Annotated in this window: 13 protein-coding genes; 4 read left to right on the forward strand and 9 right to left on the reverse strand. The window is 65.4% G+C overall.

Annotated elements, in window-relative coordinates:
• Positions 1–186: 186 nt before the first annotated feature.
• The 4 genes from ACCC97_RS09170 to ACCC97_RS09185 all read right to left on the reverse strand — a co-directional run bounded on the left by ACCC97_RS09170 (position 187) and on the right by ACCC97_RS09185 (position 5,492).
• Entirely contained in the window at positions 187–1,479 is a 1,293-nt protein-coding gene (locus ACCC97_RS09170; protein WP_413332435.1) for a replication-associated recombination protein A, read from the reverse strand.
• Between the two features lie 10 nt (positions 1,480–1,489).
• Positions 1,490–2,122, reverse strand: a complete 633-nt coding sequence (gene lolA, locus ACCC97_RS09175; RefSeq protein WP_007830299.1) for an outer membrane lipoprotein chaperone LolA — start codon at positions 2,120–2,122, stop codon at positions 1,490–1,492.
• A 162-nt stretch (positions 2,123–2,284) separates the two neighbouring features.
• Positions 2,285–4,717 (reverse strand): DNA translocase FtsK, encoded by a 2,433-nt coding sequence (locus ACCC97_RS09180; protein ID WP_413332437.1) that lies wholly within the window; start codon positions 4,715–4,717, stop codon positions 2,285–2,287.
• Between the two features lie 100 nt (positions 4,718–4,817).
• On the reverse strand, positions 4,818–5,492 hold the full coding sequence (locus tag ACCC97_RS09185; RefSeq protein ID WP_007830295.1) for a Crp/Fnr family transcriptional regulator: 675 nt from the start codon (positions 5,490–5,492) through the stop codon (positions 4,818–4,820).
• A 180-nt stretch (positions 5,493–5,672) separates the two neighbouring features.
• Between ACCC97_RS09185 and trxB the strand changes: the two genes are divergently transcribed.
• From trxB to rpmG, 3 genes are all read left to right on the forward strand, one after another.
• The gene (gene trxB, locus ACCC97_RS09190) at positions 5,673–6,632 is read left to right on the forward strand and encodes a thioredoxin-disulfide reductase (RefSeq protein WP_007830294.1); all 960 of its coding nucleotides are present in this window, start codon (positions 5,673–5,675) and stop codon (positions 6,630–6,632) included.
• A 183-nt stretch (positions 6,633–6,815) separates the two neighbouring features.
• A complete protein-coding gene (rpmB, locus tag ACCC97_RS09195) occupies positions 6,816–7,049 on the forward strand; it encodes a 50S ribosomal protein L28 (protein ID WP_007830293.1) in 234 nt (77 codons plus the stop codon).
• Between the two features lie 11 nt (positions 7,050–7,060).
• Complete coding sequence (gene rpmG, locus ACCC97_RS09200; RefSeq protein ID WP_007830291.1) at positions 7,061–7,234, forward strand: 50S ribosomal protein L33; 174 nt, start codon at positions 7,061–7,063, stop codon at positions 7,232–7,234.
• Between the two features lie 176 nt (positions 7,235–7,410).
• Here rpmG and ACCC97_RS09205 read toward each other — a convergent pair whose 3' ends face one another.
• The 3 genes from ACCC97_RS09205 to ACCC97_RS09215 form a co-directional block, all read right to left on the reverse strand.
• A complete protein-coding gene (locus ACCC97_RS09205) occupies positions 7,411–8,625 on the reverse strand; it encodes a fatty acid desaturase (RefSeq protein WP_007830285.1) in 1,215 nt (404 codons plus the stop codon).
• Positions 8,626–8,757: 132 nt separating this feature from the next.
• On the reverse strand, positions 8,758–10,029 hold the full coding sequence (locus ACCC97_RS09210) for an RsmB/NOP family class I SAM-dependent RNA methyltransferase (protein ID WP_007830283.1): 1,272 nt from the start codon (positions 10,027–10,029) through the stop codon (positions 8,758–8,760).
• 41 nt (positions 10,030–10,070) lie between these two features.
• Positions 10,071–11,924, reverse strand: a complete 1,854-nt coding sequence (locus ACCC97_RS09215) for a M48 family metalloprotease (protein WP_413332439.1) — start codon at positions 11,922–11,924, stop codon at positions 10,071–10,073.
• A 50-nt stretch (positions 11,925–11,974) separates the two neighbouring features.
• Between ACCC97_RS09215 and ACCC97_RS09220 the strand changes: the two genes are divergently transcribed.
• A complete protein-coding gene (locus ACCC97_RS09220; protein WP_007830278.1) occupies positions 11,975–12,208 on the forward strand; it encodes a DUF1653 domain-containing protein in 234 nt (77 codons plus the stop codon).
• A 69-nt stretch (positions 12,209–12,277) separates the two neighbouring features.
• Here the strand turns inward: ACCC97_RS09220 and ACCC97_RS09225 are convergent, their stop codons facing one another.
• Together ACCC97_RS09225 and purN are read right to left on the reverse strand one after the other, a co-directional pair.
• Entirely contained in the window at positions 12,278–12,595 is a 318-nt protein-coding gene (locus ACCC97_RS09225) for an I78 family peptidase inhibitor (RefSeq protein WP_007830276.1), read from the reverse strand.
• Between the two features lie 37 nt (positions 12,596–12,632).
• Positions 12,633–13,229, reverse strand: coding sequence for a phosphoribosylglycinamide formyltransferase (gene purN / locus ACCC97_RS09230; RefSeq protein WP_007830274.1), 597 nt, complete (start codon positions 13,227–13,229; stop codon positions 12,633–12,635).
• Positions 13,230–13,359: the final 130 nt, after the last annotated feature.

A 13,359-nucleotide genomic window follows, 5' to 3' on the forward strand; every position in this document is an offset into this window, starting at 1 on the left:
CCGGTTTGGCGCCCCTGGGTTGACAAGCAAAAAACCAGCCAACATGTGTCGCCGGCGGATTTGTGGGCGGGATTGTAGTCATGCACCAGCGTCGATTTGGTGCGCGGCGACCGGGGTTTACCCGCTCACGTCATGCTGTATGCGCGTGGGGCCATGCACGCTTTGCAAGCGTGCTGCAAGCAAGTATCAGCCGTTGCCTTCGGCGTTCCGGCGGCGCAGATCGCGCAGCTTTTCCGCGATGCGAATCTCGAGTCCACGCTCGACGGGCTCGTAGAAGACCTGGCCTTCCAGCCCTTGCGGAAGGTAGCGCTCGCCGGCGGCGAAACCGCCCTCCTCGTCGTGCGCATAGCGGTAGCCCTTGCCGTAGTCGAGCTCTTTCATGAGCTTGGTGGGCGCATTTCGCAGGTGCATGGGCACGGGTCGCGTGCTGTCCGTCTTCACGAGGGCGCGCACCGCGTTGTAGGCCTTGTAGACGGCGTTCGACTTGGGAGCGATGGCGAGATAGACCACGCACTCGGCCAGCGCCAGTTCGCCCTCGGGGGTACCCAGCCGCTCATAGACCTCTGCCGCATCGAGCGCCAGGCGCAGCGCGCGCGGATCGGCCAGGCCGATGTCTTCGCTGGCCATGCGCACCAGCCGGCGCGCCATGTAGCGCGGATCGGCGCCGCCGTCGAGCATGCGCACGAACCAGTAGAGCGCGGCGTCAGGGTCGCTGCCGCGCACGGATTTGTGCAGTGCGCTGATGGTGTCGTAGAACTGTTCGCCGCCCTTGTCGTAGCGCCGCATGCGCTCGCCGAGCACCCGCAGCAGCCACTCGTCGGTGATGTGGTCGAGCTTTTCGGCGCGGGCCGCGACCGCGAGTGTTTCGAGGGTGTTGAGCAGCCGGCGCGCATCGCCGTCGGCATAGGCCACGAGGCGATCGACCGCCGCGGCGTCGATGGCGGGCACGGCCTGGATGGCCTGCGCGCGCGCCACGATCTGCTTGAGGTCGTCTTCGCCGAGCGACTGCAGCACATACACGGCGGCGCGCGAAAGCAACGCCGAGTTGACCTCGAACGAAGGGTTCTCGGTGGTCGCGCCGATGAAGGTGAAGAGGCCCGACTCCACATGCGGCAGGAAGGCGTCCTGCTGGCTCTTGTTGAAGCGGTGCACCTCGTCCACGAAGACGATGGTGCGCTGCTGCTCCAGTCCGTCGCGCGCGGCAGTGGCCCGCTCTACCGCTTCGCGGATGTCCTTCACGCCGCCGAGCACCGCGCTGATGCTCAGGAACTGCGCGTCGAACGCATCGGCCATGAGCCGCGCAATGGTGGTCTTGCCGGTGCCCGGCGGCCCCCAGAGGATGCAGGAATGCGGCTGGCCCGATTCGAACGCGATTCGCAGCGGCATGCTCGGGCCGAGCAGGTGCTGCTGGCCGATGACCTCGCCCAGCGTCCTGGGACGCAGGCGCTCGGCAAGGGGTTGGTGGGCGGTGGTGGCCAAGCCTGTGGGTTTATTGCTTGACGACGTCTGCGCCGGCCGGCGGCTTGAAGTCGAACACGCTCGCCGGCAGCGAAGGATTCACCTCGACCTTGCCGAACTTGAGCACCGAGCGCTGGCCAAAGCTGTCGAGGATTTCGAGCGCTGCCAGCGCCTCGCCCTGGAAGCCGACCTGAACGCTCTGCAACTGGCCGTCCTTGTTTTTCGGCGTGGCCTTGACCCATTGCAGGCCATCGCGCTCCGGCGCGGCCTCGAGAGTGAAATCGGCCTGCAGGGCCTTCAGGTCGGGCGCCGCGGCGATCAGCGCCGCCGGCGTGGAGCCCAGCGCCTGCGCCTGCGCGCGCTGCGTGACCTGGTTCAGGTCGGCGTCGTAGAGCCACAGCGTCTTGCCGTCGGCCACGATGACCTGCGCAAAGGGCTTCTGGTAGTCGAACTTGAATTTGCCGGGGCGCTGGAATTCGAAGGTGCCGCTCGAGGTCTTGGTGCGGCCCGGTTGCCCTTCGCGCGCCGGGGCGGTCACGGTCTGGGTGAAATCGGCGCGGCCGGACTTGACCGTCCTGACGAAGGTTTCAAGGCTTTCGAGCCCGCCGGCCCAGGCGTTGGCGGAACTCAGGAGGCCGATCAACAGCCAATGACGCAATTTCAATTTGGATTCCTCGCTTGGAAAAGCTGTGGCATTGGCATCGACCCTAACCGCCGCGAATTGCGGCAGCAGCAGGGCTTCATGAAGATTTGCAATGCCGATGGGCGTTTTTGCAAATTGCCTTTCAGCACGTAACCTGAATCTTGAGAACCACAGCGCGGCGAATTACTCTGCCGCGCGCGCGGGCACCAGAATTTCGCGCTGGCCGCTGCCACTCATCGCACTGACCAGGCCGGCCTTTTCCATGTCCTCGACGAGGCGCGCGGCGCGGTTGTAGCCGATCTTCAGGTGGCGCTGCACCAGCGAGATGCTGGCCTTGCGGTTCTTGAGCACGACTTCGACCGCCTGGTCGTACATCGGGTCTTTCTCGCCGTCGCCACTGCCCAGCAGGTCGCCTTCACCGTCGCCATCGACCGTGCCGCCTTCGAGCACGCCCTCGATGTAGTCTGGCTCGCCCTGGCTCTTGAGGTAGGCCACCACGCGGTGCACTTCCTCGTCGCTGACGAAGGCCCCGTGCACGCGGATCGGCAGGCCCGTGCCGCTGGGCATGTAGAGCATGTCGCCCATGCCCAGCAGCGCCTCGGCGCCCATCTGGTCGAGGATGGTGCGGCTGTCGATCTTGCTCGATACCTGGAACGCGATGCGGGTCGGGATGTTGGCCTTGATGAGGCCGGTGATCACGTCGACGCTCGGGCGCTGGGTGGCAAGAATGAGGTGGATGCCGGCGGCACGCGCCTTCTGCGCGAGACGGGCGATCAGCTCTTCGATCTTCTTGCCGACCACCATCATCAGGTCGGCCAGCTCGTCGATGACCACGACGATGTGCGGTTCGCGCCGCAGCGGCTCCGGATCGTCCGGCGTGAGGCTGAAGGGGTTGTAGATGAACTCCTCGCGCGCCTTGGCTTCGTCGATCTTGGTGTTGTAGCCGGCCAGGTTGCGCACGCCGAGCTTGCTCATGAGCTTGTAGCGGCGCTCCATCTCGGCCACGCACCAGTTCAGGCCGTGCGCCGCCTGGCGCATGTCTGTGACCACGGGCGCCAGCAGATGCGGGATACCTTCGTAGACCGACATTTCGAGCATCTTCGGGTCGATCATCAGCAGGCGAACGTCGCGTGCCTCGGCCTTGTAGAGCAGCGAGAGGATCATCGCGTTGATGCCCACCGACTTGCCCGAGCCGGTGGTACCGGCCACCAGCACGTGCGGCATCTTCGCGAGGTCGGCCACCACCGGGTTGCCGATGATGTCCTTGCCGAGGCCCATGGTGAGCATCGACTTGCCTTCGTTGTAGATCTGCGAGCCCAGGATTTCGCTGAGCTTGATCGACTGGCGCTTGGCGTTCGGCAGCTCGAGCGCCATGTAGTTCTTGCCCGGGATCGTCTCGACCACGCGGATCGACACCAGCGAGAGCGAGCGTGCGAGGTCCTTGGCAAGACCGAGGATCTGCGAGCCCTTGACGCCCGTGGCGGGCTCGATCTCGTAGCGCGTGATGACGGGACCGGGCGAAGCGAGCACCACGCGCACCTCGACGCCGAAGTCCTTGAGCTTCTTCTCGATCATGCGCGAGGTCATCTCGAGCGTGTCGGCCGACACTGTTTCCTGGCGCGCCTGCGCGGCGTCGAGCAAGTCGACCTGCGGCAGCTTGCTGTCGGGCAGTTCCTTGAAGAGCGGCTTCTGGCGCTCCTTGACGACGCGGTCGCTCCTGGGCACTTCGGTCATCGCGGGCTCGATCTGCACCGGCGGCGATGGCGGGCGGCGCTTGGGGCGCGGCTCGATATGGATTTCGTCCTCGTCGTCGAAGGCGCCACCTGACGACGAAACCAGCGAGGGCGCCGCCCTGGCCGCGCCGTCGCGCGTGAACGCTGGTTCGTCGGCCTCGGCACGCTCGCGGGCGGCCTGCTTGCCCATGGCGATGTCGGCTGCCATTTCGCGTTTCTCGCGACGCGACTCGAACAGCGAGTAGGCACGCGCGCCGATGCGCTCGGCGATCAGGCTCCAGGAGAAACGGAACACCAGCGCCGAACCGATCACGCCGCCGGCGATGGCCACCAGCGCCGATCCAGTGAAGCCCATCCAGCGCACGCTGGCCGGCCCCACGAGATAGCCCAGCGCGCCGCCGCCGGAACCCGGCAGATGCGCCTCGAGCCGGTACAGGCGCGACCATTCGAGCATGGTGCTTGCGCACAGCAGCAGGACGAGGCCAAACCAGAAGGCAAGACGGCTGCGATTGAAGCGCCCACGCGGCGCCGGTTGCTCGGCGGATGCAGGCTCGCCGCCGCGCAGCCAGTTGGCCAGCGAAGAGAGCCATGCGCGCAGTCCGGCGAAAAGGCACCACCACACGGAATAGCCGGCAAGGTAATAGCTGCCATCGGCCAGCCAGGCGCCGATGCGGCCGCCCCAGTTCTTGATTTCTCCCCCTGTGCCCGAGGTCGACCAGGCGGCGTCCGAAGGCGTGAAGCTCAGCATCGCGAGCAGCCAGAACAACAGCGCCGCGAATCCTGCGATCAGCGTGATCTCATGGGCGAAGCGCATGGCGCGCATGCGCACGGGTTGCCCCTCGGCGGCGGAAGAAGATTGAAGCGTATTGAGCGAATAGGTCATGAAAAACACGGCGCCCGGCCCGGAAAAGCGGGGGCCGGAAGCACGAACACTACAACAAAAGGCCAGGACCGCCGGCAGCGGCGGACCCGGCCCTGGAGGTTCAAGCCAACGACAGGAGCCGTTCCTTGACGATCATCGACCCGTCATCCAGGGTTTGCACGAAACCTCGCTCTTCGAGGTCCTTCATCACACGGCTGACCATTTCGCGTGAAGCGCCCACCATCTTGGCCAGGTCCTGGCGGGAAATCTTGTCGCGCACCTTGAGATTGCCGGCGCCGTCCTCGACGGCGAACTCGAGCAGCGAGCGGGCCACGCGGCCGTAGACGTCCATCAGCGCCAGCGACTCGATCTTGCGGTCGGCATGGCGCAGGCGCTGCACCAGGCCACGCATGATGTTGTAGGCCATCGAGGAATTCTCGGGCAGGCAGCGCGCGAAAGCGTCGCGGCCCAGCATGAGCACGTCGCACTGGATTTCGGTGCGCACCGTGGCCGAGTGCGGCTCGTCGTCGATGAGGCTCATCTCGCCCAGGTAGTCGCCAGGGTGCAGCGTGGCGAGGATGACCTCGCGCCCGCGGCTGTCGGCGCTGGTGACGCGCGCGCGGCCGGTCAGGATGATGTAGAGCGCATCGGACTTCTTGCCCTGCTCCACCACGACCTCCGCGCGCTTGAAGCGCTTCTTGATGATCGCGTCCGCGATGCTGGCGGACTGCGTGGCCGTCAGCGACGCGAACAGCGGAACGCGCCGAAGCAATTCGAGGTTGGAAAGCATCGACATTTATCAATCCCTGATACAGCGCGCAGAGCAGTCCGAAGAGCAAGCCGATGGATTACTACAATCGCGCGCATTGAAAACACCGTTTACCCGGTGTTGAACCGGGCAGTGATACTCCATATATATCGCTACCACCCTGAAAATGTACACGCTGAAGCAGCGTATATCTTAGGTTTTCTACTCATGTCCGCTCCTCGACACGCCAAGGTTTTGATTCTCGGCTCCGGCCCGGCCGGCTATACCGCAGCCGTCTACGCAGCCCGCGCAAACCTTCAGCCCCTGCTCATCACCGGCATCGCCCAGGGCGGGCAATTGATGACCACCACCGAGGTCGACAACTGGCCGGCCGACGTCCACGGCGTGCAGGGCCCCGACCTGATGCAGCGCTTCCTGGAGCACGCCGAGCGTTTCAAGACGCAGATCGTTTTCGACCACATCAACAAGGTCGACCTGGGCAAGCGCCCCTTCACCCTCACCGGCGACAGCGGCACCTACACCTGCGACTCGCTGATCATTGCCACGGGTGCTTCCGCGAAGTACCTGGGCATCGATTCCGAACAGAAGTTCATGGGCCGCGGCGTCTCCGCCTGCGCGACCTGCGACGGCTTCTTCTACCGCGAGCAGGAGGTCTGCGTGATCGGAGGCGGCAACACCGCTGTCGAAGAAGCGCTCTACCTCGCCAACATCGCGAACAAGGTGACGCTGGTGCATCGCCGCGACAAGTTCCGCGCCGAACCTATCCTGATCGACAAGCTCAACGAGAAGGTCGCCGAAGGCAAGATCGTGCTGAAGCTGCACAACGAACTCGACCAGGTGCTCGGCGACGACTCGGGCGTGACGGGCATCCGGATCAAGAACACACAGAGCGGAGCCACCGAGCAGATCGACCTCAAGGGCTGCTTCATTGCCATCGGGCACCATCCCAACACCGACATCTTCCAGGGCCAGCTGGAGATGAAGGACAACTACATCCTGACCCGCTCGGGCCTGCAGGGCTTCGCCACGATGACCAGCATTCCGGGCGTCTTTGCCGCCGGCGACGTGCAGGACAACGTGTACCGCCAGGCCATCACGAGCGCGGGCACCGGCTGCATGGCGGCACTCGACGCTCAGCGATTCCTGGAGCAGGACGGCACGCTGTAACCGGTGCGGGCCCCAAAAGGGCTATAATCCAAGGCTTTGCCGAAACAGGGCCCTCTCATGGGGATTCCTGGCATACAGGCAAAGCCGGGGTACCGCCACCCGTTTTCTGGCGAGGTCAAGCTGCAAAACACCTGCAATCGCCACGATTGCGCCGGTGCCAGCTGTTCAAGAAAGAGTGTCCACATGGCACGCGTATGCGACGTAACGGGCAAAGGCCCGATGGTCGGAAACAACGTTTCCCACGCCAACAACAAAACCAAGCGCCGGTTCCTGCCGAACCTGCAATACCGCCGTTTCTGGGTCGAGACTGAAAACCGCTGGGTTCGCCTGCGCGTTTCGAGCGCTGCACTGCGCCTGATCGACAAGAACGGTATCGACGCCGTGCTCGCAGACCTGCGCGCACGCGGCCAAGCTTAAGGAGCTGAAACATGGCAACGAGCAAAGGCGGACGCGAAAAGATCAAGCTGGAATCCACCGCGGGTACCGGCCACTTCTACACGACCAGCAAGAACAAGAAGACGATGCCTGAAAAGATGTCGATCATGAAGTTCGACCCGAAGGCGCGCAAGCACGTCGAATACAAGGAAATCAAGCTGAAGTAATTCGGCCCTCTGATTCTCCCAAACAAAAAACCCGCTGCTTACCCAGCGGGTTTTTTGTTGCCTGCAGTTTTCGCTCTCGCCCTCCCCTCATCGGAAAAGCGGAGCATGCCGCAAGAAACGACAGGCGTAAAAAAGCCGGCAATCAAGCCGGCCTTTTGATTGGCGCGTGGCTCGCGTCAGGCGCGTGCAGCGCGCAGGCGGGTCGAGAAGTCGCGCAGGCCGGCAATGCCGCTGGCTTCCGCCCGGTGGCACCAAGCTGCCAGATCGGCGGCCAGCTGCTCGCGCGACTGGGAGGTGTTCAGCCACAGCTGGCGCAACTCTTCGCGCATCGTGGCCATCTTGTCGAGCACGGGGTGGGCGGCGCGGGCCTGCACCACATGCGAACGGGCCGCGGCAGGCACCTTGTCGTCGTCGCGGTGCAGCCAGCGCTTGGCAGCCTTCAGCACCGACAGGTCGGCCCCCTTGGTCTTCAGCGCGTCCAGCTCCTGGCTGGTGGCACGGCGCATTTCGCGCGCATAGCCAGCCATGACTTCATAGCGGTTGGCGATGACGGCCTCGAGCGTCTTCTCGTTGGCCACGGGCTGGATATCACCCATCAGCATCTTCGGCGGCACCTTCTTGACCTTGGCCCAGCCGAGCTTCTGGAACACCTGGATGTAGATCCAGCCGATGTCGAACTCGTACTTCTTGACCGAGAACTTGGCCGAAGTCGGATAGGTGTGATGGTTGTTGTGCAGCTCTTCGCCGCCAATGATCAGGCCCCAGGGCATGATGTTGCGGCTGGCGTCCGGCGCCTCGAAGTTGCGATAGCCCCAGTAGTGGCCGATGCCATTGATGACGCCGGCGGCGGTGATGGGGATCCAGAGCATCTGCACGGCCCACACGGCCATGCCAAGCGTGCCGAACAGCGCCAGGTTGATCACGAGCATCAAGCCCACACCCTGCCAGCTGTAGCGCGTATACAGGTTGCGCTCGATCCAGTCATCGGGCGTGCCGTGGCCGTAGCGCTCCATCGTTTCCTTGTTCTTCGACTCGGCGCGATACAGCTCGGCGCCGCGCCAGAGCACTTCGTCGATGCCCTTGACCTGCGGGCTGTGCGGGTCGTCGACGGTTTCGCACTTGGCGTGGTGCTTGCGGTGGATGGCGACCCATTCCTTCGTCACCATGCCGGTGCCGAGCCACAGCCAGAAGCGGAAGAAATGCGATGGGATCGGGCCCAGATCCATGGCCCGGTGCGTCTGCGTGCGGTGCAGGAAGATCGTGACCGCGGCAATCGTGATGTGCGTGGTGACAAGCGTGTACAGCACGACTTGCCACCATGCGAGGTCCCACAGGCCGTGTCCGAGCCATTGGATAGCCGCATTCAGGACGGCCGAGTCAGGAAGCAACATTGAGTCAGGTACTCCATGGCCACACGAAGGTGCAGCCTTTAGATAACCCGCGATTTTAAAGCGGCAGGCCTAAAGCAAAGCCTTTAAACCTTCAAGAAAAGCGCAGATTAACCCTAGTTTGGAGTTCCGCCTCTATTTCCGGTTCCACGCCGCGGCGAAGAAACCGTCGGTCGAATGACGGTGCGGCCACAGCCGCAGGTAGCGGCGGCCGCCCTCCCCGCCGGCGCACAGCGCCTCGGAGCCCTCGACTTTGAGGCCCTGCAGCAACTCCGCCGCATCCACGGGCACGAAATCGGGGTTGGCGGCGCCGAAGGCCTCCGCAATCGCCTCGTTTTCCTCCGGCAGCACGCTGCACGTGGCATAAACCAGACGGCCGCCCGATTTCACGAGCCGCGCCGCGCTTTGCAGGATTGCCGTCTGCTTGACCGTCAGTTCCTCGACCGATTTGAGCGACTGGCGCCATTTCAGGTCAGGATTGCGCCGCAGCGTGCCCAGCCCCGAACAGGGCGCGTCGACCAGCACGCGGTCGATCTTGCCCGCCAGGCGCTTGATGCGGTCGTCGCGCTCGTGCGCGATCGCGGCCGGATGGACGTTCGAGAGCTTGCTGCGCGCCAGCCGCGGCTTGAGCGCGTCGAGGCGGTGCGCCGAGGTGTCGAAGGCATACAGCCGGCCGGTGTTGCGCATCGTCGCGCCGATGGCCAGCGTCTTGCCGCCGGCACCGGCGCAAAAATCGACCACCATCTCGCCGCGCTTGGCGTCCAGCAGCAGCGCCAGCAGTTGGGAGCCTTCGTCCTGCACCTCGATGGCGCCACGGGCAAAGGCGTCCAGCTTGGTCAGTGCCGGCTTGCCGTCGATGCGCAGGCCCCAGGGCGAGAACGGGGTTGCTTCCGATTTGATAGCAGCCTTCGCAAGCTCCGCCTTCACATCCGCGCGCTTGTCGGTCAGCGCATTGACGCGCAGATCGAGCGGTGCGGGCTGCTGCAGTGCTTCGACCAGCGGCCAGAAGCCGTCGCCCAGCTGCGCCTTGAGCGGCGCCACCAACCACTCGGGCAGGTTGTGGCGATGGCGTTCCAGCAGGTCGTCCGGCTTGACAGCGTCGCAGTTGTCGAGCCAGCGCTTTTCGGTGTCGTTGAGCGCGCTCTTCAGAAAATCGCGCGGGCCATGAAAGCCCAGGATCGCCATGCGGCGCTCCTTCGAGCCACTGCCCGAGGGCGAGAGGTGATCGAACAGCAGCTTCTTGCGAAGCACGGTGTAGACGGTTTCGGCAAGCGTCGCGCGCTCGCGCGGGCCGAACTCGCGGTGGTCGCGGAAGAACCGCGAAACGACCTGGTCGGCCGGGTGATCGAATTTCAGGACAAGGCCGACCAGATCGGCGGTGGCCTCCAACAGGGCTTTGGGGTGCATCCCCCGATTGTCTCAGCCGCCGCCCCGTCCAGTCCGAAGGGCTATGCGCCGCGCATCCAGACGACTCCGAAGGCCTCCCGCTCGACGTCTTCCAGCTTGGGCGAATGGCCAGCCCACAGCACCAGCGCGGCGCCCGGCAGCGTGAGGGTCTGCTCCAGCTGGCGGCACAGGTTCCAGCGGTCTTCGTCGTCGAGCCCCGGTAGCTCGACGAACACGATATAGGCTCGGCGCCACGGGAATTCGTGCAGGTTCTTGCGCACCAGCCAGGCCCGCGAGGCAGGCAGGCAGCGCACCAGGTCGGCCCGCAGCTCGCCCAGCTCGAAATCGTTCAGGTCGTGCCGCGAGATCTGGCTGAAGACCGGGGTGCCGGTGATCTCTTCCCAAGCACGCGTCTCGGCCTCTTCCGCCTCCTTGAGACGGCCGCGCCACAGCTTCAGCGCCTCTTCATCGTGCGGCCCCGCGTCGGGATCTTCGAGCGAGGCCACGGCGCTCCTGGCCGCCCACCAGCGGCTGGCGGCGCCGGAGCCGTGCAGCCGTTCGAGCACGGCAAGACGCGCTTCCCGATCGCTCGCCGGCAGCATCTGGGCCAGCCCGCGCAGCGCGCCGGGATGCTCCGGCGCGATCTGCAGGGCGCTCTCGTAGCGCACGCGCACGGGGGCGGCGGGATCGAGCCGCCGCTCGGAATCGGCCCACTCGACCATCTCGTCGGGCGTATTGCGCTCGCCACGCGCGGCCAGCACGGCGATGCGCTCGCGGATGCGCGACCGGTGTGCATGGTGCTGCTTCCAGTCGGAGGCGTGGGCGCGGCGCCATTGTTGGTCGAAATGCTCGATCCATTGCTTTTCGTCGGCCAACAGCTCGAGTGCCGGGCGCATCGACCACTCGGGCATGACCGCCTTCTGGTCGAGCGCCTCCAAACGATCCCGCAAGACGGGGTGGGTGTCTTCGAGGTCGCTGACGCGGCGCATCGCCTCGCGCAGCGCCTGGCGGGCGAAGTCTTCGCCGGGCGGCGTATGCACGCGCTTGCGCAGGGCCTCGAACGGGCCCGGCGGCTGCGGCTCATGCTCGGCGCGGGCCCAATGCCAGGGCCAGAACTCGTTGGCGTACCAGTTGCCCTTGATCGCGATCTCGGTCAGTGCAGCCGCCGCCACGGAAGCGCCCAGCAGCCGGCCCGAGATGCGGTCGGCTTCGTACTCGTCCTGGCGAGCCAGCGCGAAGGTCTTGGCCGCGAAGCGCGGGAAATACCAGCGGAAGAAGGCCTGCGAAAACAGCGCCATCACGCCCTCGTTGCGCTGCAGGTCGGCATCAAGCTTGAGCCACGACAGGCGGGTGCGGTAGATCCAGGCGCTCAGCTTGCCGTGGTTGCCGCGCAGATGGCCGTATTCGTGCGCCAGCACCGACAGCAGCCGCCGCCGGTCGAGCATCATCATCAGCGGCAGGCCGATGCTCAGCGAGTTGACGGCGCCGCCGAACAGCCCGAAGCGCGGCACCTGCCGGATGCTGGCATTGAATTCGTCATCGAGATAGACGTGGTGGACCGGCGGCCCCTTGATCTTGCCGCGGATGCGGTCCAGCGCCTCGAAGAGTGCCGGCGCGTCGGCCCTGCGGATTTCCACGCCCTCGGGCTCGTCGAAGCGCACCCAGAGCGCGCGCAGCGTGGCCCACAGCAGCCCCAGGGCGAACAGCAGCAGCCAGCCCCGCGTGAAATTGGAGCGCGCTCCCCCGATCGAGGAAACCACCCAGACAATGATGCCCACCGAAAGCCCGAGACAGCCCAGTACCCACAGGTAGCCGAGCGCGGCAAAGGCCGCGACGCTGCGTCGATAGCGCGCACCGTCGTCCGCGCTGGCGTGCTCGCTCAGTCGAACCAGGTGAACAAAATCAGCGCGATCCATCCGACTCCCGTCAAATCAAGCCCCGACAGTTTTTGAAGAAAGAAGCCCCGTTGAACGACGAAGACCTCCCGCCCCTGATCGAAACGCCCCCCGGCCGCTACCGCCACTACAAGGGTGGCGAATACGAAGTGATCGGCACCGTGCGCCACAGCGAGACGCTGGAGCCGATGACGCTGTATCGCGCCCTGTACGGCGCCCATGGCCTCTGGGTCCGGCCGGCTGCCATGTTCGGCGAAACCGTCGAGATCGACGGTACGCCCCGGCAAAGATTCACCCCGATCTAGCCAGGCAGGCAGTGCATGCCCGCCTTGCCTGAATGAACTGCTACATTTTTCGTAGCAATTCCGGTTCCATCAACCGCAGCGGACGTCCGTCACGCGGCTGCGGGCGTCGACGTCGAGATTGAGCCGACCGCCATTGAGTTCTGTCGTGGCCGCGTCGCCGGGCTTCAGCACGCGCACCGTGCCGGCGGCTGCACGCACGCGGGCGGCGGCTTCGAGCTGGGGCGTCAGCGGCTGGCCCACGGCAAAGCGGGCGCCATCGGCGTTGCACTGGTAGACCGGTTCAGGCGGCGGCGCAGCAGGTGCCGGGGCGGGCGCGGGCGCCGGAGCGGCACAGGCCGCCATCAGGGCGGCGCTGGCAACGGCCAGCAGCAACGATTGGGTTTTCACTTTCTAAGCTCCCGAAAACCCGCGAATATAAACAACTTTACCGATTGTGACTCGATGTATCTGCCAGCCACCCGGCAATAGCACACGGATACAACAGATGCTCCTGCGCCAGCACCCGCCCGGCCAGGGTGACTGCCGTGTCGTCGGGCAGCACGGGTACGACGGCCTGGGCCAGGATCGGCCCGTGGTCGAGCTCGGTGGTCACCTGATGGACCGTCACGCCCGCCACCTTGCAGCCCGCCTCGATGGCGCGCTGGTGCGTGTGGAGTCCCGGGAACGCCGGCAGCAGCGAGGGATGGATGTTCACCAGCCGGCCGGCGTAGCGTTCGACGAAGCCCGGCGTCAGGATGCGCATGAACCCCGCCAGCACCACCAGGGCCGGCGCGTAGCCGTCGACCGCCGTCGCCAGCGCTGCGTCGAAAGCTTCGCGGGTGGCGAAATCCTTGTGCGGGATGACTGCGGTGTCGATGCCGTGCGCCTTGGCGATTGCCAGTCCGCCGGCCTCGGCCTTGTTGCTCACCACGGCGGCGATGCGTGCGCCGAAGCGCTCGGCCCAGCGGTCGCGCTCGGCGGCGCGCACGATGGCTGCCATGTTGGAGCCGCCGCCGGAGATCAGGATCACGATGTTCTTCATGGGAAGGCGGGATTATCTGTGCCCACGCTTGTCGCGGCGCGGACACCGTTTCACAGCACGACCGTGCTAAAACTCACGGTTCCGGAGACACACCGCGTCTGCGGTGAACCGATCAACACAGCGAGGCACG

This window comes from Variovorax sp. Varisp85 (assembly GCF_047304045.1).
GTDB lineage: Bacteria > Pseudomonadota > Gammaproteobacteria > Burkholderiales > Burkholderiaceae_C > Variovorax.

What these genes read in the sequence shown, in the direction of transcription:
- rpmB (WP_007830293.1), top strand. Translation starts at nt 6,816, where the DNA reads ATGGCACGCGTATGCGACGTAACGGGCAAAGGCCCGATGGTCGGAAAC.
- ACCC97_RS09205 (WP_007830285.1), bottom strand. Translation starts at nt 8,625, where the DNA reads ATGTTGCTTCCTGACTCGGCCGTCCTGAATGCGGCTATCCAATGGCTC.
- purN (WP_007830274.1), bottom strand. Translation starts at nt 13,229, where the DNA reads ATGAAGAACATCGTGATCCTGATCTCCGGCGGCGGCTCCAACATGGCA.
- rpmG (WP_007830291.1), top strand. Translation starts at nt 7,061, where the DNA reads ATGGCAACGAGCAAAGGCGGACGCGAAAAGATCAAGCTGGAATCCACC.
- ACCC97_RS09180 (WP_413332437.1), bottom strand. Translation starts at nt 4,717, where the DNA reads ATGACCTATTCGCTCAATACGCTTCAATCTTCTTCCGCCGCCGAGGGG.
- ACCC97_RS09210 (WP_007830283.1), bottom strand. Translation starts at nt 10,029, where the DNA reads ATGCACCCCAAAGCCCTGTTGGAGGCCACCGCCGATCTGGTCGGCCTT.
- ACCC97_RS09185 (WP_007830295.1), bottom strand. Translation starts at nt 5,492, where the DNA reads ATGTCGATGCTTTCCAACCTCGAATTGCTTCGGCGCGTTCCGCTGTTC.
- trxB (WP_007830294.1), top strand. Translation starts at nt 5,673, where the DNA reads ATGTCCGCTCCTCGACACGCCAAGGTTTTGATTCTCGGCTCCGGCCCG.
- ACCC97_RS09215 (WP_413332439.1), bottom strand. Translation starts at nt 11,924, where the DNA reads ATGGATCGCGCTGATTTTGTTCACCTGGTTCGACTGAGCGAGCACGCC.